Genomic DNA, 25,025 nt, shown 5'->3' with positions numbered 1-25,025 from the left:
CTGCAACGGTAAGATTTAAAAAGAGACTGCCCTTCGCCAAGGGTAGTCTCTTTTTAAAGAATAGTCCCTATACCTTTCCTCACAAACCACTACCGCATACACCATAATCTTTTTACCTCGACTAACTCCTGATCGTTGAACTTCATTCTGTATACATCTGGTTTGGATGTGTGTAGTAGAAAATCCAAGTCGTACTGCTTGTCATAATACCCCATCATTAAAGTCATAACTGCCCCATGAGTGCCTAATGCAACTTTCTGTCCTCGATAGGTTTTTAACAATTCTTTTAGAACTGCTATACTTCGGTTCTGACAAATCGTATTAGACTCTCCTCCCTGTAAAGCAAAGTTTGGATCAGAAAATGACTTATCTAATAAAGGGAATAATTCCTCATCGGGCATTCGGTGGTCTTCATTCAAAAAGATCCTTTCTTTAAGATCCTCGAATACCAAAACTTCTTGTCCTGAACATCGGGCTAATTCTTGGATGGTTAGGATTGCTCGTTGATATGGACTTGAAACGAAGACCCCGATCCCCTCTCCTTTCAGTAATTCCGTTATTCGATAGGCATCTGACTTCCCTTTATCCGTCAACCCTCTAGTTCTTTCATTTCCTTCCGTCTTCGGTGATTCGCCATGTCTCACCATGTAAATGAAAGTTTCCAAAATAGCCTCCTTAAAGGATATCGTTTTGCTCTCGTGATTCCTGAAACCGCCCATTGGTTATAATTTTAGAGCAAATCCTTCGGTATGACCAATCCAGTCTGCACTCACCATACACGAACTGATAATTGCTGTTACAATGTCATATATTATCTTTTTCTTTCATGCATAACGCTTTACCACGGAAGCTGATCATCCATGTAATAGAATCCGCCTGTTGGACCATCCTCTGGCAGGGTCGCCAGTCGGACCGCCGTTTTTGCTCCATCCTCCACCGACAGTTCCGCCTTTTCCCCACCCATCTGCGTTTTGACCAAGCCGGGGTGTACGGAGTTAACCTTCAGATGCGTCCCACTGTTTTTTTGTGCCCAGTAGGCCGTCAGCATATTCAAAGCTGCTTTGGAAGCTGCATAAGCCGGGGTAGCAAGCCGCTGCACCCGTTTATTGGAAAGTTGGAACTGAATCGAGCCTATAGCGCTGCTTTGGTTGACGATTCTGCCTGCTTCGCTCTTTAACAGTAATGGCAACAGTGCTTCTGTAATCAAATAGGGTGCGAACGTGTTCACCTCAAAAGTATCTCTGAAAGCATCCCCGTCATAACCCGCTTTTTCTGCCAAAATGCCTGCATTGTTGACCAAAATGTCCAGCCGACCGTAAGTCTTCTCAATGAATTGCGCCAATTCCGCGATATGTGCAGAATTCGTAACCTCCAGCTTCACGCCGACTGCCTGAATGCCATCTTGCAATAGCCCGGCCGCTGCTTCATCTGCTGCTGTTTTCGTGCGCGCAGCAACCAATACCGTTATGCCTTGCCGCCCCAATTGTCTGGCAATCTCCAGTCCGATTCCTTTGCTTGCTCCGGTAATTAACGCGATTTTGTTTGTCATGATTTATTTCCTCCTCATTTTTATAAAATTGAGAATGATCGTTCTAATAACATGAAAAAAATTTGTTTTCGTGTATCGTCTATGTCTCTAAAATACGTAGATTTAACTCGGCTATCCGTTGCAGCTTTTCTTTCGGAACGGAAGTCCGCACCATCACCCTCAGTCCCGCTAAGGCATTTTGCAGATACTCAGCCAATTCCTTCGCTTCGTACTGCTGTGTGAATTCGCCGTTTTGCTGTCCCCACGTTACGATTTCTGCAAGCAGCTCCTCCGATTTTGCAAAGGCCTTCGTCGCTATCGCATCAATCTCCTCATCCCGAGCTGCTAATTCGACAGCCGAATTCACGAACATGCAACCGGGCGGTACGTCCTCTTCACCATTAATGATAAAGTCGAAAATGAACTGAAGTGCCTGCTTAGCCGTCTGGGATTGCTTGATCCCTGCCGACCATCTACCACTAACTCGCTCTCCGAATCGGTCCATCACTTTAAGAAACAGGGTGTGCTTGTCGGTAAAAGTATCATAGATACTTCTTCGATGGATCCCCATGTGCTCGACAAGATCATTCATCGAGGTTTTCTCATACCCCTGCTCCCAGAACAGCTTCATAGCTTTTTCCAGAACAACGTTTTCCTCAAATTCTTTGCTCCTGGCCATCGTAGCTACCCCCTGACCACTTAGAATAGGTTTGGATTAATTTGCATGACCTTTTGGAAACGATCGTTCTACATTGGTCGCTGATATGTCTTTCTTCTCTGTCTGGCTTTATCCTAACATATCGGGAACGATCGGTAAAGAATTACTTTTCCTCCTTTATAGCCCGCTCCATGATTACTGTAATCGCTTTAGCAAACACCAATAAACACAGAAGGATTACAAAGTTTCGCACTCGTAAGCAAGCATTTTAGCGGTGGGAGCTCCCCACCGCTTCACGTTGTTGCTTATGCGACTGAATACGTATTGTAAGATTACTTTGTATTTTATTAAAATATTTGGATGATCGAGTTACTAGCCATGTAAAATTAACGATGCAGCGGTTCTTTTTCGCCCAGACCCAGCACCTCTGTAGTGGTATTGTGGATCTGTTGGTAAAGCTCTGAGTTTTCCGCTAACGACAATCCATAAGAAGGAATCATCTCTTTTATTTTTGGTTCCCATTTTTCCATATGTTGTGGGAAGCATTTCTCTAATACCTCCAGCATAACGTGAACAGCAGTAGAAGCCCCCGGAGAAGCACCGAGCAATGCAGCCACCGAGCCGTCAGCGGAACTAACCACTTCCGTACCAAATTGAAGGGTTCCTTTACCGCCCTCTGTATCTTTGATCACCTGCACACGCTGACCTGCTACCACGATATCCCAGTCCTCAATTTTGGCGTTGGGAATAAACTCGCGTAATTCCTCCAGGCGCTTTTCATTCGATAACATCACTTGCTGAATCAGGTATTTGGTCAATGCCATCTCTTTTGCCCCTGCCGCCAACATCGTGATGAGGTTATTGGGTTTTACGGAACCAATCAGGTCCAGATTTGAACCCGTTTTCAGGAACTTTGGTGAGAAGCCGGCAAACGGTCCAAACAGCAGCGCTTTTTGGTTACCGATGTATCTAGTATCCAGATGCGGGACAGACATAGGAGGAGCACCGACCTTCGCTTTACCGTATACTTTTGCATGATGCTGGGCGACCACTTTAGAATTGTTACATACCATAAATAGTCCACTTACCGGGAATCCCCCGATATATTTGGACTCAGGAATGCCAGTTCTTTGGAGTAAAGGTAGACTTCCGCCCCCACCACCGATAAAAACGAATTTGGCAGTATGATATTCGATTTTTCCGTTATCCAGATTATGCACTTTGACTCTCCACGAGCCGTCGCTCGCACGTTTAATATCCTTTACACTATGCTTGTATTTAATCTCGACATTTTTGCTTTTTAAATGGTCAAACAACATGCGTGTTAAAGCACCAAAGTTGACATCTGTTCCAGAGTCGATTTTGGTTGCCGCAATCGGTTCATTCAATGCACGGCCTTCCATAATTAGCGGAATCCATTCCTTCAGCTTTTCAGGGTCATCGGAAAATTCCATGCCTTGAAACAGTGAAACACTTGAAAGCGCTTTAAAGCGCTTTTTTAAAAAAGATACGTTTTTTTCACCCATTACCAAACTCATATGGGGTATTGGCCTGATAAAGTCCTGTGGATTACGAATCAAATTACTGTTGACAAGAAAAGACCAAAACTGTCTTGAGAGCTGAAACTGTTCGTTGATATTAACCGCTTTACGAATATCTACAGATCCGTCTGATTTTTCAGATGTGTAGTTCAGCTCGCACAGTGCAGCATGACCCGTACCTGCATTATTCCATTCGTTAGAGCTTTCTTCTCCTGCACTTGCCAGTTTCTCAAACACTTTAATTTCCCATTCCGGTGCTAACTCTTTCAGCAATGATCCCAGAGTCGCGCTCATGACCCCGGCACCAATTAAGATAACGTCTGTATTTTTCTGAATACTATTCATAAAAACCTTCCTTATCTCTTATATTTGCAAAAAAGAGCAGGCCCTCCTGCTTAACTGACTCAAGAAGCAAGGCTCCACTCAGGAACATACCTTTTCTATCTCCATTATAACTTAAATATAATCATTTAAAAATTATATCTACTTTTATCTGATAATTATAAATCATTTCTGCTAAAAAGTGAGAATTTTCTTCGCGAAAATAAGAATTGAACTCAGTTTTTTATAAGAAACATAGCTGATTTTGTTAATCCCGTGGATTACAACTTCCCAATAATTAAATCAACAGTTTATGTATATGAATAACCAGGAATTGTTATGTAGGATTTCAAGAATTAACACGTGATTCATCTAGAGCCTGTACGCCAACTGTACAATGCGTAGAAATCAAGTAAAATAAGGGACAGGTGGCGAAGATACCCCATGACCTGGACTATTTTTGAAACATTTTCTTTTTGTCAGGTAAGAACGGCTTTCGGACTGAAATGCTAAAGAAGCGGAATCCGCAATGATTCTGCCATCCTTGTAGGAATGGAGACTAGAGTGCTATGAGGAGAATAGTAGTTAGTGGAAATACGTATTTGTGGAATTATACAACGGTCAGAGATATTTACTGTAGATCCAAGTTGACTATTATTTCTGAAAATAAAGATATAAAATTTATAATTCTGTTTACTACTAAAGATACAATTGTCACTGGTAGCCCTTTGAATGAGGGATTACGGGTGATGAAAGAGGGTAAACAATATTCTATTAATCTTAACCAACCTAAGTATGTTGCTGAAGTGTTGCAGTATATACTTGGTATGAAGTTAGATGTGACAGTGAAGAAAGTGCATGAGCTAAATGGTAATGAATTGTTGGTTAGTATGGGGTATCAGGATGTGACCGGGCTTTTGATATGAACTAAGCCCGCCCTACATCCAGAACTTGTTGTCATTTATGATACGGTTCCGTATACACCAACTGGTTTCTCTCTGAATCCCAGCGCCATGCCAAATCACCTTGCAGCCACAAGCCGCCATACCACTCGTCTATTCCCTTCATCTTCACCCAGTCATGTGCTCCCGCCGCTGCATTCCTCCCTACCTTCGTTAAGGCAATAACACATTGGTCAAAGGAAGACGTTAATTTCTTTTGATGATCAGGAAATGAGTGGGGCCCTTGAATCTCTAATAGTGCATGTGGTTGTTCCGACATATTCCTTAAACGATACCAAAACTCCAAATCACCCATTCCTAGACCACTCATTCGGTTCCCGATCTGCTTAAACAGCTCTTGTGGAGAGTTCACTCCTTGCTGGACGAGTTCCAGGGTTGTCTGCTCTACGATGCCCAGCCCATTCATGGTGGAAGGTAGACGAGATAGGTGCAGTTCAAGTGCCGCATGAGCAAAAGGCAGGGCAGATGTATCTTCACGTAAAATGTCAACATGCCGCGTTATATCCGGGGAAGCATATGTTTCCCAGATTCCTTTGCCCGTCTCAAGCTCCTGCTGACCGATCTGCTGCCACGTGCCTGACAATTTTTCTAACTGCTTCGTTGTAAGCTGTCCCAAGCCCCTAAACGGTTCAATACCTGGGTAGTTGCCGATACACAGCAAGCTCAGTTTGGTTTGGCCTAGAGTTTGCATTGAAAACCAGTACAACAAGTAACTTAGCATCAGCTGGTCGAACAAATCGTGCTCAAACCATAGCACGACTTCGTCGTACTTATGAAAGTTATGCAGAGTCTGCTCCTGAGCCTTGCAATTGGATACATAGTCTTCTGCCGGAATCCCGAGAGTTCTCTCCAAATATTCCACTCTAGCTGCTCTAGATGAGGGCTCGCCCATTTCAAGGAACACCGGACCTACCGGATACACTTCTCTCCAGACCAGGATATCTCCGCGAATGTTCCCTTTCCTCAGCTTGTCACCAACATGGTCTCCGTTGACTATATGTAGCACCGATTCTCCTCCTTCGTAAATATCGTTAAACATGGATACAAAGTCGCTGACAAGCAGCGAAGCTCTCAGATTATTGCGGGCATCGAACAATCGTTTTTTCAGCACGGATGGAGATACACATAGATAGCTTGATATTTCACCGATTGAATACCCTTGAAAATAGTACAGCTGAACTGCCAGTTTTAACTTGTCAGATAAACCCTCGACGGATTGATGAAGCTTCTGATGCCATTCCCTTCTCTCTGCGATAAGCTCCACATCATATTTCTCTACATCCATGACTATAGTTTCGTCCAACGGCATCATCGTGTGCTTCTTCCGGCGCAGAAGGCGATGACATTGGCGTTCGACAATGATCTTGAACCATCCAGGGAACGCCTCTGCTTCCTGTAACTTATGGAGATTGGCAAAAGCCTCAGTGAACGCTTCCTGAACTGCATCCTCAACTATGCTCCAGTCACCCAGCTTGGTAAATGCTACTGAAAAGGCCATCCCACTAAAATGCTGCACGATCTGCTCCCATGCGATTTGGTCGCCTAGCCGAGCTTCCTCAATCCATCGCTGCACCTCTTGCACCTCCTCTGTATGTAAATTCTATATATAAGTGCCGGTAAGGCTGCAAATGGTTACTTTGTCTAATTAAACTATCGTTTCCCGAGATTATAAATACTTCATCATGATGTTCGAAATAGTCCGCTGTTGATTTTCCCAATCATAATCGGAGTTATCCATTATAAAAGTTTGAAAAGGAAGCTGCTCAATAATGTGCAATTCTAGCTCTCGTCGATGTTCAAGGAACTGTATATATCCATCGTACCCGTGCAACCCCTTATTCTTTCCATAATCCTGCTCCGTATGGTACCAAATCACAAAATCTAGCCACTCTTGAGGCCTCATCGTTTTCACTCGCTCAATCGTCCCACGGACACTAGGTTGCTTCAAATAAAACAAAATTGGATTAAGGTCCTGAATTTGCTCCGCAATCTGTAATACGTGCTGAACAAATCGATCATTTCCAGCATCATGTCGAGCGAGTAATGCACACCCTGGGTTCTGTAAAAAACAGCATTCGAGTATGACCAGCTTATCCTTTTCTCGCTGATTCTTAGCAAAAGAACTCCAACGTTGAACCATCAACTCGCAATATTTTTCTACAGGTATTCCATCGTAGATTTCATAGCGCCGGATTTCCTCATACAAACTAGAAGGAATTTCATTTTGAGCTGATTGCTGCGCAAGCGCGTATGCGATTAATGAGTCGTTACCGCTTAGCGATACAAATGGATCAATATCATGAAATACATCGGCATAGCTAGACCGGAGCCTATCAAGTTCCTCATTCGGCACACATGCAACCGATTCATAATCAGCGGGATGTCGTAAGTTCCCTTCTAAAAATAGCTCTGATTCTATTCGATGCTTGTTTAAGGTGTCCTGTATATATTGGGATAATGTAGATTTTCCAGAGCCAGGTATACCTTCAACCATAACCAATTTTGTTGCCGCAGATGGTAAATTCGCCATAGTATCACATCCTTAAGAATTAAAAATCCTCTGAGAAACAATAAAAAGCATTGGGTCCTGAGGACTGACCCAATGCTGTTATAGATGATCTATAATTATTTAATAATTACGTATTCCAGGTTAACCAGTTTTGCATAAGCAACAATTTGGTCTGTAGTTAGATTCAAGGAAACTACAGTATGGTGACCGCCGCCGTTCTCAATCCATGCTTTAACTCCATCTTGGAAGTTCGGCTTCACGTTCCACAGTACACGGGCCACTGGAAGTTTGGGAGCAGGAACTGTTGGTTCAAATGCAGTAACCTCATTGATCAGCAGTTTATAATGTGTGCCAAAGTCAGCCATGGAAACAACCACACCGTCTCCTGCCTTACCGTCAAACACCAGACGGGCTGGGTCTTCACGATCGCCGATACCTAACGGAGAAACGATAATTTTAGGCTTGTTGCTTGCCAACGTTGGATCAACTTCAAGCATATGCGATTGAAGGATCGATTCCTGACCAGCTGCTAATTCATAGGTGTAGTCTTCCATAAAGCCAGTGGATTGGTTATGGCTCATGACTTTAAGCAGACGATCGAGCGCTGCAGTCTTCCAGTCTCCTTCACCAGCGAAGCCGTATCCTTGTGCCATCAAACGTTGAACGGCAAGACCAGGAAGCTGTTTCATACCGTAGAGATCTTCAAAGTTTGTAGTAAAGGCAGTATAACCACCATCATCCAGGAATCGTTTAATAGCAATTTCATAGCTTGCTTGCACTCTTACGCTGGATTCCCAAGCTTCCTTGCTGTAAGTACCATAATCAAATTCATAGAGTTTGGAATATTCCGCGAATAAAGCATCAATTTCTTCTTCCTTCACAGCATTGACGTACTGAACAAGGTCGCCAATTCCGAAGTAGTCAACGGTCCATCCAAATTGGATTTGGGCCTCGACTTTATCCCCTTCCGTAACACCAACGTTACGCATGTTGTCGCCAAAACGGGCAACTTTGATATTGAAGCTTTCGTTATAAGCAACCGCTACATCCATCCACTCAGCGATTTGCTTTTGCACTTCCGCGCGTTCCCAATACCCTACAACCACTTTATTCTGTTTTTTCAAACGGGCATTGATAAATCCATATTCACGGTCACCATGAGCTGCCTGGTTGAGGTTCATAAAGTCCATGTCAATTGTAGCCCAAGGAATGCTTTCATTATACTGAGTAGCCAAATGAAGCAGCGGTTTTTGCAACAATTTAGTACCGCGAATCCACATTTTTGCAGGTGAGAAAGTATGCATCCAAGTGATGACACCAGCAACCTCATCACGATAGTTGACTTCTTTCATGAGGCTGGTGATTTTGTCTGCACTAACTGCCAGATCCTGCAATACGAGCGGATAAGGCAACACACCGCTTTTATTTAAGGCATCGGTCATTTCTTGTGCATGTGCTTTCACTTCTGCTAATGCTTCTTCCCCATACAGATGTTGTGAACCTACGACAAACCAGAACTGTTTTGTACCTACTGTTGACATAACATTCATCCTCTTTTCTTCGTTTGTTAGTTTAGTTGGTCTTATTTTTGCCCGTAGTAAGCGTCTTTCCCATGTTTGCGCAAATAGTGTTTATCTAGAATACGCTGCGGCAATTCTTCAGCAAAATGATTCAATTCCCGTGCGAATAGGTTCATTTTCGAAACTTCTTCCAATACGACGCTATTCATAACTGCGGATTTCGCATCTTTTCCCCAAGTGAAGGGAGCATGACCCTTAAGCAGGACACCTGGCACTGCTAAAATATCCAGCCCACGCTGCTCAAAAGTTTCGATGATGACACGGCCTGTTTCGGCTTCGTAACCACGATCAATCTCGTCTTGTGTCAAGAAACGAGCGCAAGGAACAGAACCATAGAAGGTGTCTGCATGAGTAGTCCCCATTACAGGTACGTCCAGGCCGGCTTGAGCCCAAACGGTCGCCCAGGTCGAATGCGTGTGCACAATACCGCCGATTTCTGCGTAGTGCTTGTAAAGTACGGCATGAGTCGGTGTATCCGATGAAGGTCTCATCTCTCCTTCAACCACATTGCCGTCAAAATCAACAACTACCATATCGCTAGGTTTCATCGTGTCATAGCTAACACCACTCGGTTTGATAACGAATAAGCTGCGCTCACGATCAACAGCACTTACGTTACCCCAGGTGTATTTCACGAGTCCATGTTTAGGCAAATCCAGATTGGCTTGAAATACTTCTTCTTTCAGCTGCTCTAACACGTCAATTCCTCCAGTTTTCCACTAGATTATCTACAGCAGCCTGCTCAATCGCCAGGCCTTGTGTGTAGCGTTCCAAGAATGTTTCGAATCCCTTAACATCGGAACCGTCGGGATGAATTTCTTGTCCCTCAACATCTCTGAATACTTTTTGGTCGAGGAAGTCTTCCAGACTTTCTTGCTGATCCTTGTTCATCATGTAAGAAGCCAGAATAGCCATACCCCACGCTCCGCCTTCTCCAGCTGTTGCCATCACGGACACCGGAACATCCATAGCTGCCGCGACAATTTTTTGTCCAACGATAGGGGTTTTGAATAAACCACCGTGAGCCAGAATGCTGTCAATTGCGACATTTTCTCTCTTCGTCAAAATATCCATCCCGATTTTCAAAGCAGCAAATGCAGTGAACAGATGAGTGCGCATGAAATTGGCCAAATTGAAACGGCTCTCAGGGGAGCGGACAAACAATGGCCGACCTTTCTCTATTCCGGTGATATTCTCTCCTGACAAATAGCCGTAGCTAAGTAAGCCGCCGCCATCTGGATCTGCTTCCAGGGCCTTATTCAGCAACACGCTGAATAATTGATTCGGGTCCGCCTTTTGCCCCATGGCCTCATAGAATTCACGGAACAAGCCCAGCCAAGCATTGAGATCACTTGAGCAGTTGTTGGCATGAACCATTCCGACCGGATTACCATTCGGTGTGGTCACCAGATCAATTTCCGGATATACCGCCGAAAGATCCTTCTCTAATACGATCATGGCAAAAACTGAGGTTCCCACAGACACGTTGCCAGTACGTTTTCTCACACTATTCGTAGCGACCATTCCTGTTCCCGCATCACCTTCTGGAGGACAAAGCGGAATACCTGATTGCAAATCTCCGGATTTATCTAAGATTTTGGCTCCCGCTGCGGTTAGTACACCTGCCTGCTCGCCTGAGATATGAACTTTAGGAATAATGTCTTGTAATTTCCAATCGTAGCCTTTGGCTGCAATGAGTTCATCAAATTGCTTAACCATCGACTCGTTATAATCATGTGTAGTCTCATCAATTGGGAAGATCCCCGAAGCGTCTCCGATGCCAATGGCTTTGTTGCCAGTCAGCAGCCAGTGAATATATCCAGCCAACGTCGTAATAAAATCAATATGAGGAACATGTTGTTCTTCGTTCAATATCGCTTGATACAAGTGAGCAATACTCCATCGCTCAGGAATGTTGAATTGGAATTTATCAGTTAAAGCTTTTGCTGCAGCACCGGTCGTCGCATTCCGCCAAGTCCGGAACGGAACAAGTAATTCACCTTTGCTGTCAAAAGCCATATAGCCGTGCATCATTGCAGAGAATCCTATAGAACCAACCGTATGAAGGGTGATTCCGTATTTTTGTTCAACCTCTTGTTTCATTTCACGATAAGCCTCTTGTAGACCTGTAATAATGCTCTCTAAGTTGTACGTCCAATATCCATCTACCAAGAGGTTTTCCCACTCATAGCTTCCAGATGCGATTGTTTCAAAACGATGATCAATCAGCACTGCCTTGATACGTGTGGATCCAAATTCGATACCAAGTGAGGTTTTTCCCTTAGTAATCGCTTGTTTAATGTCTTGATCCATGCTCACGTTACTCCTCTCTCTGAACAACTGTTATAATCGCAATAATTGAAAGAAGGCGCTTTCTTTTGTTTGCAGCCTTAGTATATTTTTTGTGCGTACATTTGTCAACACAAAACCATAGTTATACTTACAAATACTTTGAAAAACCGAGTGTTTTTCTATTTTAAATTTAGTATTTATACAGATAGGACAATAGATTATAATAAACTCATAATTATGCTAAAATATGTACATACAAATATTATAGATACATTAATTAGTATTAGAACAACTTGGAAAGAAGGAATAAAGTGAAACCAAAGTATCAGGTCATCCTTGAGGATATAAAAAGCAACATTCTTTCAGGGGCATACAGCGTAGGAGAACAAATTCCAACGGAATTCGCTTTGCAGAATAAGTATAAAGTTAGTCGCCAGACGGTTCGAAAGGCCATTTTGGAACTATCTAACGAAGGTTTTTTAAGAAGTGAAAAAGGATCTGGCACCTATGTCAGCAACCAATTTCGGTCAAAAACCGGTGGCAATTCCAGCAATAAAACCATCGGAGTCATCACAACCTACATCTCTGATTACATCTTTCCCTCTATTATTCGCGGGATTGAAGCCAGATTGAACGAAGATAATTATTCATTACTATTAGCCAGTACCAATAATGATGTCGCACAGGAAAAGAAAGCTTTGGAGATGATGCTGTCCTTTGGTGTCGATGGTTTGATCATTGAGCCTACGAAGAGCAATCTATATAATCCCAATATCGCTTACTATCTGACGTTCAAGGAACAGGATGTTCCATTCATCATGATTAATGCCTATTATGAAGAGTTGGAGGTTCCCTACTTCTGTCTCGATGACGTACAATCCAGCTATCTGGCAACCAAAGAATTGATCGTTAACGGACACACACAGATTGGCATCATTGCCAAAATGGACGATTTACAAGGGAAGTATCGAATGAAGGGTTATATCAAAGCGCTTGGAGAAGCCAAATTACGCTTTCACCCCGAGCAAGTGCTCTCATTCTATACAGAAACGAAGCAGGATCTGTCCACCAATTTGAAGAAATTCCTGACCGAACAAAGAGACGATTTAACCGCAATTGTCTGCTATAACGACGAGGTCGGACTAGAAGTTGTACATGTATGCAGACAACTTGGTATATCCGTTCCCGAAGATTTGTCCATTATTGGCCAAGACAATTCCTATATTTCCAAAAATGCAAACATCAAACTAACAACATTGACACACCCACAGGAACAAATGGGCCGTGATGCCGCCGACTGGGTTATTAAGAAACTACAAGGGAAGAAGGATCTAAGCAACCAAACCTATTATCAGCCCGTGTTAATTGAAGGAGAGACGGTAAAGAAGAAATTGAAGTGAAGGGGTTCATAGCCCCTTTAAACCTAGTGCCTAATTGTCATATGACACTTTGGAGTGATTTGGTATGGTGGGTGACGAAATGTACCTTGTTGGTATGACAAATCCTTTGTCATACTTGGTTTTGCCGGACGCATAAGGCAAAAATACATTTCAAGGAGAAACCATTCATGGAAAAAATGATTTACACCATTCTCGCGGTTCTATTATTATCTACTACGATAACTACCGCATGTATGGCACCCAACGGCGCGTCAGTTGCCGCACCCGTTAACGTACCAGTTGCATCTGAAAAGGCTAGCTTGGAGGGGCCGCGAGATGCCAAGGAACTAGAAGCCTTTGCAGATGGTGTTTTTGCGGACAAGATGAAGAAGTTTAATACCGTTGGTTCTAATTTTGTGGTCGTTGCAGGTGGGAAAGTGATGCTAAGCAAAGGTTACGGTTATGCCGACAAGAGCAAAAAAATTCCTGTTAATAAAAATACCGTTTTTCAAATCGGCTCTGTTACAAAGTCATTCACTGCATTGGCAGCAATGCAGTTGGTCGATAAGGGGAAAATGGATTTAACACACGATATCCAAGAATATTTAGGAGGAATAAAGGTTCCGAATAAAACAGGAAAAAAACTGACGATGTTTGATCTACTTACATATTCAAGTGGATTTGATGAACCAGATATTCTCATGGAAATGCATCCAGAATTCGCGGACAAATATTTTCCAATGAAGAAGTACATTGCATCAAATATGCCAACTGTTGTCAGGCCTCCAGGAGAAGCGTACACTTATGACAATTTTGGTTTCATGCTAGCGGGATATGCAGTAGCAAACGTAACGGGTATGTCATATTCCAAATATATGGAAAAGAATATTTTCAAACCGTTAGGCATGAAATCGACGAGCGTGCGGTTTACCCCCCAATTGTTAAGCAGAATGGCTGCTCACTATGGACCAACAGGCGAACTGATACCCTTGGACGGGTTTAAACCAACGGAAAAGCCTGAAGGCGGTATCGTTTCAACTGCAGATGACATGGCGAAGTACCTCATTATGCACCTGAACAAAGGCAAGTACAAAGGTAAAGAAATGGTGAGTCCAAAGAGCATAGAGCAAATGCACACATACCAATTATTCCCTGACAAGGGATTCCCGGTTACAACAATTGGCTTCGAAGGCTACTTTAAAGAGAAGATGAATAATCAGCATGTGATTCTAAAAGGAGGAAATGTTACAGGGCATTCTTCCTTGATTGTTATTCTGCCTGAGAAGAATACAGCGATGTACATGTCCTACAATAACGACTCCATGATGAGTCTTGACGTGTATGAAGAATTTATGAATCATTATTATCCGAGAAAATCAGAGGTTCCAAAGTCAACCTACGCGACAATAAGTGAGCAGCAGGCCCAAGACTACGTGGGATTATACCAAAACACGCGTATCGCTGCCTTAAGGACGAAGGTTTCGTATTCGGACGGGAAATTAATAATGGAGACAGGAACATCAGGCAAACATACACTAAAAATGATCCACCCTTTATTATTTGAAGATGAATCAGGTAATAAATTGACGTTTAATAAAAATGAAGCAGGCCATATTGCATATTTGTATTACATGCAGCTCCCAGACCTCGTTGCTTATGCGCAAAAAATAAACATTGATTCACCATTTTCTGATGTACCTGCGGATAGTAAATATATTTCATATATAAACAACCTTAATGCTTTGGAAGTCATGAGCGGAAAGTCAGCCAACCTCTTCGATCCGAAAGGAACGATGACTCAGGGAGAATTCTCAGAAGTGCTGCTGCGCGCCCACGGGTGGTATAAACAACCTTTCATGATTGAACCGAATAAGAAGCAGATGATAGCCGGACTACGTAATTATCAGCCTAATTCTCCTATCACTAGACAAATGGCGGCGGTAATGATCCAGAACCTGAAACAGGTTGAGCCTAGAATTAAGGTTAAATTGAGTGGCGAAACGGATGCTTGGGCAGTTAAAGCAGTCACAGCTTTGGTTTCCCAAGGTATCATGGACCCGAATACCAAGATCAATGTAGACGGCTCCATAGACTTCCGCTCCAAACAGCTTTTGAAGCGTCAAGAAGCCAGTGCCTTGTTGGATCAAGCATTTAATTACTATACGTTGCCAATCAGTCACTAATTCAAAAGGATTAAGTAGATTTTCTACCGTAAGGGACAGTGCTTACTTCAGGATTAACGAAAAAAAGCGCGAGTGCAGGGGGGATTTCCCCATGACTCGCGCTTTTTGGTTCATCTCGCCCATTTGAGGACGTTATGGGCAAGCAAAAGCCAACCGATAAGGGCACGGTACTAGCAGGCACCTAAGGAGGCGTACCGAAAGTCTGCCAACCGCGATTGGTCTCAGGCTTCCCCCGCAAAGGGGATTTTATATGCCCTTTTGTTACGGTTCTACGTCCACAACTTGCTGGTGCACTCCTCCGCCGTTGTCACGTAGAAGCCTTATCTGTTGACATTTTGTGGGGAATACTGTATATATTCAAAGCCAATACGAAAGGCAGAAGAGGAGGATCTGCATGCACAGAGTGATCAAGATCAGATTTACGCTTTTTTACGGTGAAGTGCCTGAAGCAAAATATTACGGGTACTTGGAGTTGAATCAGGATGGCAATATAATCGCGCTCTACAATAGGTACGGTGAGGAAATAGACATGTATGGCGGACATGAATTTGTTAGGGTAAGGACACTTGGCAAATTTGATGACCAAGACCGTGATAATTTTTATTCTTTGTTAGAAAGTGATGGTGTAGGATAATCTGCACGATAGGCTGACGATTCCGGTGCCAAGGCACTACGAAAAATCAGCCTTTTTGATTTTATTTGCCTTATAGAGTTGACCGGCACGTTATCATAATCCCCTAACCTCATCTTGTCAAGAAATAATGCGCGAATGAGCGACACCGTGGCGGACCCCCCTTTTGCTTTCGAAATATGAATGAATTTCCGAGTATGATGAGTAATTTCGCTTTTTCCAATTCATCCCACTCCACGTAAAATGATCTTCAGGCGTTGCGGGATAAGCGATATACAAACAATAGACGGAACGTCATGAACAATCGGGAGGTAGAAGATGGACAATCAGGCTCAAGATGCAAGAGAAATGAAGAGAGGGGCAATATTAACCGCTCTACTCATCGGTACATTTGTCGCATTTCTTAACGAAAATTTACTTACCAATGCGTTTCCTGCATTGATGAGAGAATTTAACGTTGCTGCTTCGACCATACAATGGTTATCGACCGGTTATATGCTCGTGATCGGCGTACTGGTGCCGGTGACCGCATTACTACAGCAATGGTTCACGACTCGCCAGATGTTTATGTCTGCGATGGCGTTATTTTTGGCCGGTACCTACTTGTGTGCAGTATCCCCGGGATTCGGAATCTTGCTGATGGGCAGGGTTGTTCAGGCTTGCGGAACAGGATTATTGATTCCGTTGATGATGAATACGATTCTCGCCCTCTATCCTCCAGAACGCCGGGGTGCCGCCATGGGTCTCATGGGGCTGGTCATCATGGTCGCCCCTGTCATCGGGCCAGCTTTGTCTGGCTTGATTATCGATACCTTTCAATGGCGATGGCTGTTCTACATGGTGATTCCTATCGCACTGTTTTCGATGATTTATGCATTCGTGTACTTAAAGAATGTGACAGAACTGACCAAGCCAAGGGTCGATCTTGTATCCATTGTGATGTCAACCGTCGGTTTCGGCTGCGTCACCTATGGCTTCAGCCAAACAAGTGTCTCACTTGAGCCTGAAGGTTACGGATCGATTGCAATAGGCAGCCTTTTCTTGCTCTTGCTTGTATGGCGCCAGCTTAAGATCAAAGAGCCGTTGATCGATCTTTCCGTAATCCGGCATTACACTTTTTCTCTGGTTGCGGTATTGATTGTAATTCTGATGATGGTTCTATTCGCCACAACAACATTGCTGCCGTTCTATATGCAGGATGTGATGAAGTTGACAGCATTTGCGACAGGCTTACTTCTAATGCCAGGTAGCATTTTGAACGGGATGCTGATGCCGGTATCGGGTAAGTTACTCGATAAATTTGGGCCGAGACCCGTCATTGTGCCCGGACTATTCCTGATCGCCATATCGTTGTGGCTGTTTACCGGCATCGACAGTGATACAACACAAGGTTCCGTTCTGTTCAATCATATCCTCTTATTCTTAGGCATGTCATTCGTCGTCATGCCGGCTCAGACAACAGGATTGAACCAACTTCCACGTCACCTGGTTCCTCATGGCACAGCCATATACAATACGCTCCAACAGATTACAGGTGGAATTGGCATCGCATTGTTCGTCGGCATCATGTCGTCTGGAGCCAATCGTTATCTTCATCATTCGCTCAATCCCACTGCAATGCATGAGAAGACACAAAGCATGGTTTCCGGTCTACAAACAGTTTTTTGGATTGAATTTATTCTTGCAATACTTATTATAGTGCTGGGTTGGTTTATAAAAAAGCTACCTGAACATAATTAATTCATTACTAGGCACAGATTAAATCATGTATAGGATCGCTACTCTATTTTAATTGCCTCGATATAAAGTTCAATTCTCACTTCATTCGCGACAACAATCCCGCCTTTTTCAAGATACGAGTTAAATATCAAGCCAAATTCATTGCGTTCAATACTGGCTGTAGAATGAAATCCTACACGTTCCCGGCCGCGAGGGTCTTTGTTAAGTCCTTCAAAAACGGTATGAAAAGTGATGGGTTTTGTTACTCCATGCAGAGTTAGATTGCCCGTAAGTTCATATTGCCTTTCGCCAGCAAGGACGCAGCTGGTGCTTTCAAACGTAATGGTTGGATACTTGTCTGCATGAAGGAAGTCGTCGCTCTTCAGGTGCTCATCTCGTTGCGATTGGCGAGTTGTGATACTATTTGCATCTATGGAAGCCTGAATACCCATGGTTATTAGGTTGTTGGGGTCAAAACTCAAGATCGCTTGGAAATGCTCGAATACTCCTTTGATTCTATTAATCATTAAATGCGTTACTGAAAACTCAACGGAGCTGTGGTCCGGATCAACTTCCCACTTGATATTTTCCATGAATAAGTTCCACCTCTATAATAAGATTTTGAGAAGGGTCGCTCCCTCTCAAGGCACTGCGATATTCGCATACTCCTAATATACAAAAACGCTACTGACAACGGGATGTCAGTAGCGTTTTAGCATTTTTTTGGCTTCCTCGTTGTCTACAGACAATAAAGTTGTGTTCTAACTTTATAGTAACTTGTGAGTGACTGGAAGCTTGTGGAAACAACCTGTGAAGCTGAATAAGGACGAAGATCGATCAAGGTCAGCAGACTGCAAAGCCGTTTTGGGGTAGCTAAACCAGACCCTATATCAAAACTTAAAAGCAAACGGACTTTTCTCTGGAATCCACTAAAGAGAAATCACCGTATTTGTTATGTAACGTTTCTTAGTTTTAAAAATGAGTTTAATCTCTTGTTCTTTATTTCTGATTAGCACGTTGAGAGAGCCATTCTTTTTTCAGTAATGCATATTGATACGTATTCTCGTATTTCGGCGTGCCGTCTTCGTATTTAACAAATGAAACGAATTCCATGAAGCAGCCTTCCTGGCGAAAGCCCAGTTTATCACACAGCTTCTGGGAACGGAAGTTATCGTCCTCGACATAGGCGTACAGTCTCCTTACTTCCTGTTGCGTAAAGAGATATTCTATGAAGGCGTTGGCGCTCTCACTTGCGTACCCTTTCCCTTCAAATCTGGCATTAAAATTCCATCCAATACCATACGTATCCGAATCTCGTTCTTCCTTCATACCAAATAGTTCCCCGATCAGTTCGTTGCTGTCTTTCAGGCATACCGCGATATGGGAGTCGTCACTGCTTCTTTTTTCGACCTCCTCTGTAGCTTCCTCCAACGTCGAAATCTGGTGATCCATAAAGCAGTTAACTCTTGGATTAGCTGTATACTCCAACAATCCGGCAGCGTCGGTTGCGGCAAAATTCCGCAGGATCAATCGGTTGGTTTCAAGTATTTGCATGGATATACCTCCAGTTGTTATTTAAACGGCCAATAAAGTTGTGTACGAGATATTAATGAAACATCACGAAGGTGAGCTTGCAGGTGCCAATCAATTGAAGGCTGATACTCTAAACTTATCCGTCAACATTTTATGGATAATTTATACACGCCTTCCTCACGATTCGTCTTTGTCGAAATAATCATTTGGCAAATGCAGTTCTCGCAAACAGCTGATAAATTTTCCTTTGAAATTCGGATTGCTTTTATATTCCGGCCATACCGCCTTATAGTAAGGTAGCAACTTCTCATGTGGGATAATGCCCCAGTATAAAATCAAGTTATTCAGAACCTGCGGGCCGCCCCCCATCAACATCTGCTCAATGATCTGCCAGCTTTCCAGCTTGTTTTCGCAACTGCGTGCGGCATAGATGGCAGTGGTTTGCATTTTCAGGTCGGCATGACACAAGAAAGGCGCAAAGTTCTGAAGCGTAATCGCACCGTAATTCTCCAAAATATACCCTGCATAACGCAACGCTTCTGGGTCGTCAATCATGTCAAGCCTTTGCAAGATCACTGAAATAAACTTCGTTAAATCCTCAGTTTTACTGGAAGCGTGCAGAATCTGTAAAGCTTGAAGAAAATCCTCATGTTCATCCGATTGCAACAGCTCCAGAAGATATTTTCTACCCGTGTCAAAGGAAGTTTTGCAGATGAGCCTAATGGCTGTGGTCCGATTTTTGGGGCTTTGTTCCGCAATATTTTTCAAAAAAGCAAGGGTTAGCTGAGAGACCTTCTTAAACTTGAACAATCCATCAAGCGCTTTGGCTTGGATTTCTTCGTTTGGAGCGCTCTGATAAATCTGGATCAGTGCATTCTCATCACCCGGCATTCGACTGCCAAACCACCCGATATCATAATCCAGAATAATTTCATCCAGCCAGCGCTCATACCAATCCAGAAAGCTGCCTTCATAGACAAAGAAAAAAGGACGATCGGGATGAAAATCGGAGGTGTACACAATTCTCCCCCTATATTTCCCTTCAAGTACGAGATACATGTCGTATTCGCAGCCTTGGGTACCTATGCACAACATGCCGCCCAACACCTTATTACAGGTGTCGTCATATTCCTCATCGGGAATGTCCTCGTCCCTGGTCAGGGGCTCAATCAGATGGTTCCATTCCTCTTTGGTCATCCCGGGATGCAGAACGGATTTTGCAAGGAGCACCTGGCGCTCGGTGTAGGAAGTTGCCTTTCCAAGTGAATAAATTCCATAGTAGGGTCCGGCGCCTCCGTTGCCGATTTTCATTAAAAACAGCGCGTAAGGCTCAGGAAGTGTGACCTGATTGAGGGTTTGCCAGTCCTCTAGCTCTTTTGCTGTAAGCTTCTCTTTAACCCTATATTGATGTGAGGATGCTCCAAACACCGAGAAGTCCGCGTCTTTGCGCATGGCTTGACTCAGTTTGTTTTTTATTCGATCCAATTGCGTTCCTTTCTTCCTAAACCACATATTTGAACCCTCCTGTTGACCATAGCCAGGTTTCCTTGTTTGCTTATCCAGCAATTTTATTGTTTTTTCTATGGGTCGTACCTCTTTAAAATGATATGTATCTAGAGTACCACAGGAAAAATCCATATGAATGGAATCTATATGTGGATTAAACTATAATCACCTTGTTATTCATGTAAGCCACTCCACATTTCTCGGAAATTAACGCATAATTATTTAATTAAACTCATTAAACGCAGTTCATTTTAAACAACATAGAGTGAGGGAGAAAATAATGAAAAGCCAATTAAGAAATATTACGGTCGACGGTTATGCCTTCGTTTATTGGTATTCAGGCGGGTCCCGCTTCGTCTTAAACCTATCTCCCAAAGAGAATAAAAACATCAAAGTCACGCTCATCTTCCAGGCAGATCCTCCCGATGAAGAGCCTCGTACTTATTGGGCCTTTTATGATATTTCAGCACAAAATAATAACATGGAAACTGTCCTCCATCTGGGTAAACCCAAGCATATCGCTGAAATTATCTCTTACTTGATGGCAAAACGACAAGAGCTTTGGACCCAGGGGAAACCTCAGGTTCTGGATAATGCCTGGGATTTATTAAAGGAGATGGGCTATTCCGAGCTAAATCCAATTTGGATTAGACAGTGGTAGTCCTAATGGCTTGTGGTCTAGCCCCCTTTGACCTGACCACTCAAAGGGGGCTTAAAGTCCACAGGGGTACGATTATTCGTTATTCGGCGTAGTCGAATTAGCCGAGGGCATCAAGCCTTTAACAGCGCCGAGAAACGGGCGAATAGACTTGATCATGCCGTAGCCCATCTTCACAACCGGGACAAATTTCTGGATCATGCCGAACAGTCGCAAGCCGCCGCCGAGCATACCGCCAAGCCCTCCTGCGCCTGCAGTGGAGCCGCCAAGGCCGCCTAACAGCGAGCCCATCATCGGCAGGAATGCCGACACCTTGGCGTCCGGCTTGCGAGAGCGCGAACGGCTAGACGGTTTACGTGCACCGCTTTTCCGGTTGCCGAGACGGACGCCCGGGGCATGCGAACTGGCTCTGCGTTTGAGAGGTCGGGAGTCTTGTTTCCTGGAAGGAGCACGCGGGGGAGCCCCAGCACTGGAAAGTACCAACCCGCCGCGATTAACGTCGGTGATGTAGCCGACATAAGTCTCTCCGCTGTGCAGGGTGACACAGACCGGACGGCCTTGAAACTTCTTAGCCCGTGCACGCATCTCTTTCGATTGTGCCATGGAAGTTCACCTCGCTCACTGATTATAATTCAGTTTACGCCAGGGGCGGGCTTCCTGCTTGTGCGAATGGGGCATACGCACGCCAAAAATCGCCTAACGTGCTCGTTAGCCCCACGCTAAATCAAGAGAATTGCCAAAATCCTGCTACTGGATGGTGTATCTCAGTCGCCCCCATTTTGGCGAAAATATATAGTGATCCAAAACCAAAAGGATAATTGTAATCCTTTTGAAGTAACGTTTCGGGGTAACCATCTTCATCTACCTGCAATAAAAAGGAAAAGGACTCCTCTTTCAGCTTCGTAAAATAATAGTCTTCATTTTGAATAAGTCTCGGGTTTCCGCCCAGTTTGATCAAAAAAGGCTGATCCATCGATTTTTTGTCATGGCTTAATTCCCCATCTGAAATTGCATGCTTTACAAGCCCTGGGTTAGTAAACATATCTTTGACACTTTCAGTTGAAGTGGGATGCTCAATCACCTTGACCGAGCAATTAGGATAAATGTTGTTTTCTAAATACTCCTCATAGTCTTCAGGGACGAAGATCGAAATCATGCTCTCCGGTTTAAAGGGATGGACGAGGCTCAAGTAAAAAACATATTTTTGGTTATCTTCGTGGATGAGGTCCGATTGATTATCAAAAAATTCGGGCGCATTCCCGCCGATCCAGCCCGCACTATGCTTGTTCGATAGGATCGACCCCGCATAATAAAGAATACATTCCGTTCTCTCAGCTAAAATATTCATTTGATATTCATTAGGCATTTTACAACTCTCCCTCAAGAAATGCGAAACCCCTTACTCCGCTGCTTCCACCAGCCATGCTTGCATAGCTGGCGGCATGATCTCGACAAGGACACATACAGACTCTCGCGGTTGATTCAAGGCAAACACGCCTTCATCATCGAGCATTTTCATCGCCGGCTCCATGGCCTTCAGCCTCGAATCAAATTCACGATTCCATTCATCAGCTTCAAGCTCCGCAATGGAAGGACGCTCCATAAATAATTGTTTAACATCATCGAAGTCCTCATCCTCGTAACAACAATAGGGTGAATCGGCATAAGACCATTTGATGAGTTCCGCAATCGTTGACCCCGGCGTGTCACTTTCTTCTCCTTGCCTGGTCGCTTCCCTCTCCAAGGCCTCCCATGACCAGGCGGAGCTGCTTGGCGCATGTCCCTCTCCAGTAGTAAATAGCGTGCAGTAATAGTAACGTTCACCATTTTCAAAAAGAGTGCGAAAGGACGTCCTAGCCACATCAGCAATTTCTGCCGCCAGCGCCTGTATTTCATGCGTCGGTTCCATGACAATCGCCCCTTAGCCCTATAAAATATATATCTTATTTCCATTATAAAAATTGTTCGTCCTAAATCTACCTACTTTTCGCCTGAATCCTGGAAATGTGTGCGATTAAGGTTCTAATTGAAGGTGCATCTTGGCTTCCGCCTCATCCCATGGCACCGAGTAACCCGCCCCTTTGGCGCAAAAGATAGAGGAGGATGTATACAGTGGGTCTGCCCCTTTGCGGTAGCCCATCCGTTCTATGACTTCCTCCGTATTATGACAGCGATCGTAGCCGCTGAACACGCAACGGATACTGCCTCGTCCATGCGTAAAGGATGCAAATTCGGTACTGTAGTTCATGAAAGTCGACACGGGCACCCTGCCCGTGACCACCGCTTGCGTTCCGGTTGTCTGCGGTGGATTAAAAATACCCGAAGCACGCTGAATATCGGACAGCACCCTGCCCATTTCATCGATAGCAACCTTGATTTTGAAATCGTAATAGGGCTCCAGCAGCACATTGTCCGCCTTCTCCAGCCCCTGCCGTAGTGCTCGAAAAGCAGCCTCACGAAAATCGCCACCATGGGTATGTTCTTTATGCGCGCGCCCCCTCAGCAGCGTAATGTTCACGTCGGTAACCGGCATGCCGGTCAGCAGTCCGTGATGCTCCCGTTCATAGAGATGATTCCGAATCAGATTCTGATAGCTGACATTCAGATCATCGGCATGACATCTGCTATCGAACATAATGCCGCTGCCCCTTTCTCCCGGTTCAATCAGCAGATGCACTTCCGCATAATGCCTGAGCGGTTCGAAGTGGCCGTACCCTTTCACAGCCGATTGAATCGTTTCCTTATACAAGATTTCCGGTTGTCCAAAAGAGATAGCAAAGCCAAACCGCTCTCTAACAAGCTGCACCAGCACTTCCAGTTGAATCAATCCCATGACGCGGATAGAAATCTCCTGCAATTTTTCATCCCAAACGACGTTTAGAGACGGCTCCTCCGCCTCCAGTGTGCGAAAAGCACCGAGCACCTTCTGTACATGTATCGAATTGTCGAATAATACCTTCGATTGTAATGTCGGCTCCGAATCGTAAGCTAACTTGTCCGATATCGACCCCAGACCTTGTCCGGCCTCGGCGGCGGACAATCCGGCAACCGCAAACAAATCGCCGGCCTCCACTTGTTCCACCGGCTGCGATTTAAGTCCGTTAAACAAGAAGAGCCGCGTAATTTTTTCGTCATATTGAACCCCGCCGCTCTCGTAACTAAGCTGTTCTCTCACCTTCAGCCGACCACCCAGCGCCTTAATGAACGTGAGTCTCACTCCGCCTGCATCGTGCCGAATTTTATAAACCCGCCCCTGGAACGAAGCATTCTCGTCATAAGTGGTTGTCGTCAGCAGATGCAGCTGATCCAGAAATTCAACGACGCCTGTATCCTGAAGCGCAGAGCCGTAAGCACAGGGGAAGAGAAGACCCGCCACTATCATCCTCTGCAAGGCCTTCAGCCAGAAGCCGGAATCCTCTCTCCCCTCCAGGAATGCTTCCAGCAAGGCTTCGTCTCGCTCCGCCATGGCCTCCCGCAGCGGCTCGCCGACTATGCCGTCAGCCAAGCTCTGTGTAATGCAGCATACTTCCCCCGTCAACTGCTGTCGGATGTCTGCCTCGGTTCTGCCTACATCCGCGCCAATCCGATCCGTTTTGTTGATAAAGAAGAACGTCGGAATCCGATGTTTGCGTAGCAGCTGCCAGACCGTCTCCGTATGACCCTGAACACCTTCAACTGCGCTTACAATCAGGATGGCATAATCAATGACCTGAATCGCCCGCTCCATCTCTGGAGAGAAATCGACGTGTCCGGGCGTGTCTATTAAATAATAACTGTCTCCTTTATATTCCATTACCGCCTGATCTGCGAACACCGTAATGCCCCTTGCCCGCTCGATGTCGTGGCTGTCCAGAAACGCATCCTGATGATCCACCCGCCCCCGCGACCGGATACTGTTCGTATGGTACAGCAGCTGTTCCGCAAAAGTTGTCTTACCTGCATCCACATGGGCGAACAGGCCAATCGTTAGTCGCTTCATAGAATCCCACTTTCAACGCTTCTTATTGATACTGCTCATTTTATTA

At 44.5% G+C, this 25,025-nt stretch carries 22 protein-coding genes; 6 read left to right on the top strand and 16 right to left on the bottom strand.

Translation table 11 applies throughout. The features are described 5' to 3' along the window. Nucleotides 1–89: 89 nt before the first annotated feature. From G9G57_RS00480 to G9G57_RS00465, 4 genes are all read right to left on the bottom strand, one after another. Nucleotides 90–665 (bottom strand): histidine phosphatase family protein, encoded by a 576-nt coding sequence (locus G9G57_RS00480; RefSeq protein WP_107733658.1) that lies wholly within the window; start codon nucleotides 663–665, stop codon nucleotides 90–92. 173 nt (nucleotides 666–838) lie between these two features. Beyond that, nucleotides 839–1,549, bottom strand: a complete 711-nt coding sequence (locus G9G57_RS00475; RefSeq protein WP_113050663.1) for an SDR family oxidoreductase — start codon at nucleotides 1,547–1,549, stop codon at nucleotides 839–841. Between the two features lie 79 nt (nucleotides 1,550–1,628). Continuing rightward, entirely contained in the window at nucleotides 1,629–2,207 is a 579-nt protein-coding gene (locus G9G57_RS00470; protein ID WP_016822504.1) for a TetR/AcrR family transcriptional regulator, read from the bottom strand. 365 nt (nucleotides 2,208–2,572) lie between these two features. Further along, complete coding sequence (locus tag G9G57_RS00465) at nucleotides 2,573–4,072, bottom strand: malate:quinone oxidoreductase (protein WP_164964362.1); 1,500 nt, start codon at nucleotides 4,070–4,072, stop codon at nucleotides 2,573–2,575. 545 nt (nucleotides 4,073–4,617) lie between these two features. Between G9G57_RS00465 and G9G57_RS00460 the strand changes: the two genes are divergently transcribed. Beyond that, a complete protein-coding gene (locus tag G9G57_RS00460) occupies nucleotides 4,618–4,974 on the top strand; it encodes a hypothetical protein (RefSeq protein WP_164964361.1) in 357 nt (118 codons plus the stop codon). Between the two features lie 31 nt (nucleotides 4,975–5,005). Here G9G57_RS00460 and G9G57_RS00455 read toward each other — a convergent pair whose 3' ends face one another. From G9G57_RS00455 to G9G57_RS00435, 5 genes are all read right to left on the bottom strand, one after another. After that, nucleotides 5,006–6,583, bottom strand: a complete 1,578-nt coding sequence (locus G9G57_RS00455) for a sigma-70 family RNA polymerase sigma factor (protein ID WP_164964360.1) — start codon at nucleotides 6,581–6,583, stop codon at nucleotides 5,006–5,008. Nucleotides 6,584–6,676: 93 nt separating this feature from the next. Beyond that, complete coding sequence (locus tag G9G57_RS00450) at nucleotides 6,677–7,540, bottom strand: hypothetical protein (protein ID WP_117288915.1); 864 nt, start codon at nucleotides 7,538–7,540, stop codon at nucleotides 6,677–6,679. A 95-nt stretch (nucleotides 7,541–7,635) separates the two neighbouring features. After that, nucleotides 7,636–9,060, bottom strand: coding sequence for an L-arabinose isomerase (gene araA, locus G9G57_RS00445; RefSeq protein WP_045244783.1), 1,425 nt, complete (start codon nucleotides 9,058–9,060; stop codon nucleotides 7,636–7,638). Nucleotides 9,061–9,101: 41 nt separating this feature from the next. Continuing rightward, nucleotides 9,102–9,797, bottom strand: a complete 696-nt coding sequence (locus G9G57_RS00440) for an L-ribulose-5-phosphate 4-epimerase (RefSeq protein WP_031462514.1) — start codon at nucleotides 9,795–9,797, stop codon at nucleotides 9,102–9,104. 1 nt (nucleotide 9,798) lies between these two features. Next, nucleotides 9,799–11,412: a xylulokinase gene (locus G9G57_RS00435; protein ID WP_164964359.1), complete on the bottom strand. Its 1,614-nt coding sequence runs from the start codon at nucleotides 11,410–11,412 to the stop codon at nucleotides 9,799–9,801. Between the two features lie 290 nt (nucleotides 11,413–11,702). On the opposite strand from G9G57_RS00435, the gene G9G57_RS00430 reads away from it, so the two are divergent. The 4 genes from G9G57_RS00430 (at nucleotide 11,703) to G9G57_RS00415 (ending at nucleotide 17,324) form a co-directional block, all read left to right on the top strand. Further along, nucleotides 11,703–12,791: a GntR family transcriptional regulator gene (locus tag G9G57_RS00430; RefSeq protein WP_031462516.1), complete on the top strand. Its 1,089-nt coding sequence runs from the start codon at nucleotides 11,703–11,705 to the stop codon at nucleotides 12,789–12,791. 167 nt (nucleotides 12,792–12,958) lie between these two features. Next, the gene (locus G9G57_RS00425) at nucleotides 12,959–14,953 is read left to right on the top strand and encodes a serine hydrolase (protein ID WP_117288921.1); all 1,995 of its coding nucleotides are present in this window, start codon (nucleotides 12,959–12,961) and stop codon (nucleotides 14,951–14,953) included. A 394-nt stretch (nucleotides 14,954–15,347) separates the two neighbouring features. Beyond that, a complete protein-coding gene (locus G9G57_RS00420; RefSeq protein ID WP_019689053.1) occupies nucleotides 15,348–15,587 on the top strand; it encodes a hypothetical protein in 240 nt (79 codons plus the stop codon). A 315-nt stretch (nucleotides 15,588–15,902) separates the two neighbouring features. Continuing rightward, complete coding sequence (locus G9G57_RS00415) at nucleotides 15,903–17,324, top strand: MDR family MFS transporter (RefSeq protein ID WP_019689054.1); 1,422 nt, start codon at nucleotides 15,903–15,905, stop codon at nucleotides 17,322–17,324. 38 nt (nucleotides 17,325–17,362) lie between these two features. Here G9G57_RS00415 and G9G57_RS00410 read toward each other — a convergent pair whose 3' ends face one another. The 3 genes from G9G57_RS00410 to G9G57_RS00400 all read right to left on the bottom strand — a co-directional run bounded on the left by G9G57_RS00410 (nucleotide 17,363) and on the right by G9G57_RS00400 (nucleotide 20,348). Then, nucleotides 17,363–17,896 carry a YceI family protein gene (locus G9G57_RS00410; RefSeq protein ID WP_019689055.1) on the bottom strand — a complete coding sequence of 178 codons (534 nt, stop codon included), beginning with the start codon at nucleotides 17,894–17,896 and terminating at the stop codon, nucleotides 17,363–17,365. A gap of 406 nt (nucleotides 17,897–18,302) precedes the next feature. Next, on the bottom strand, nucleotides 18,303–18,857 hold the full coding sequence (locus G9G57_RS00405) for a GNAT family N-acetyltransferase (protein ID WP_019689056.1): 555 nt from the start codon (nucleotides 18,855–18,857) through the stop codon (nucleotides 18,303–18,305). 156 nt (nucleotides 18,858–19,013) lie between these two features. Then, nucleotides 19,014–20,348 carry a hypothetical protein gene (locus G9G57_RS00400; RefSeq protein ID WP_019689057.1) on the bottom strand — a complete coding sequence of 445 codons (1,335 nt, stop codon included), beginning with the start codon at nucleotides 20,346–20,348 and terminating at the stop codon, nucleotides 19,014–19,016. A gap of 274 nt (nucleotides 20,349–20,622) precedes the next feature. On the opposite strand from G9G57_RS00400, the gene G9G57_RS00395 reads away from it, so the two are divergent. After that, nucleotides 20,623–21,003: a hypothetical protein gene (locus G9G57_RS00395; RefSeq protein ID WP_115293088.1), complete on the top strand. Its 381-nt coding sequence runs from the start codon at nucleotides 20,623–20,625 to the stop codon at nucleotides 21,001–21,003. Nucleotides 21,004–21,075: 72 nt separating this feature from the next. Here the strand turns inward: G9G57_RS00395 and G9G57_RS00390 are convergent, their stop codons facing one another. The 4 genes from G9G57_RS00390 to G9G57_RS00375 all read right to left on the bottom strand — a co-directional run bounded on the left by G9G57_RS00390 (nucleotide 21,076) and on the right by G9G57_RS00375 (nucleotide 24,979). Then, a complete protein-coding gene (locus tag G9G57_RS00390) occupies nucleotides 21,076–21,603 on the bottom strand; it encodes a hypothetical protein (RefSeq protein WP_019689059.1) in 528 nt (175 codons plus the stop codon). A 121-nt stretch (nucleotides 21,604–21,724) separates the two neighbouring features. Next, entirely contained in the window at nucleotides 21,725–22,366 is a 642-nt protein-coding gene (locus tag G9G57_RS00385) for a hypothetical protein (protein WP_019689060.1), read from the bottom strand. A gap of 33 nt (nucleotides 22,367–22,399) precedes the next feature. Continuing rightward, on the bottom strand, nucleotides 22,400–22,909 hold the full coding sequence (locus G9G57_RS00380) for a DUF4303 domain-containing protein (protein ID WP_019689061.1): 510 nt from the start codon (nucleotides 22,907–22,909) through the stop codon (nucleotides 22,400–22,402). 105 nt (nucleotides 22,910–23,014) lie between these two features. Continuing rightward, a complete protein-coding gene (locus tag G9G57_RS00375) occupies nucleotides 23,015–24,979 on the bottom strand; it encodes an elongation factor G (protein ID WP_164964358.1) in 1,965 nt (654 codons plus the stop codon). Between the last annotated feature and the right edge of the window lie 46 nt (nucleotides 24,980–25,025).

Source organism: Paenibacillus sp. EKM211P (assembly GCF_011066175.1).
GTDB classification, from domain to species: Bacteria; Bacillota; Bacilli; order Paenibacillales; family Paenibacillaceae; genus Paenibacillus; species Paenibacillus polymyxa.
The sequence above is the reverse complement of the archived record's forward strand: the minus strand, read 5'-3'. Positions and strand labels throughout refer to the sequence as shown.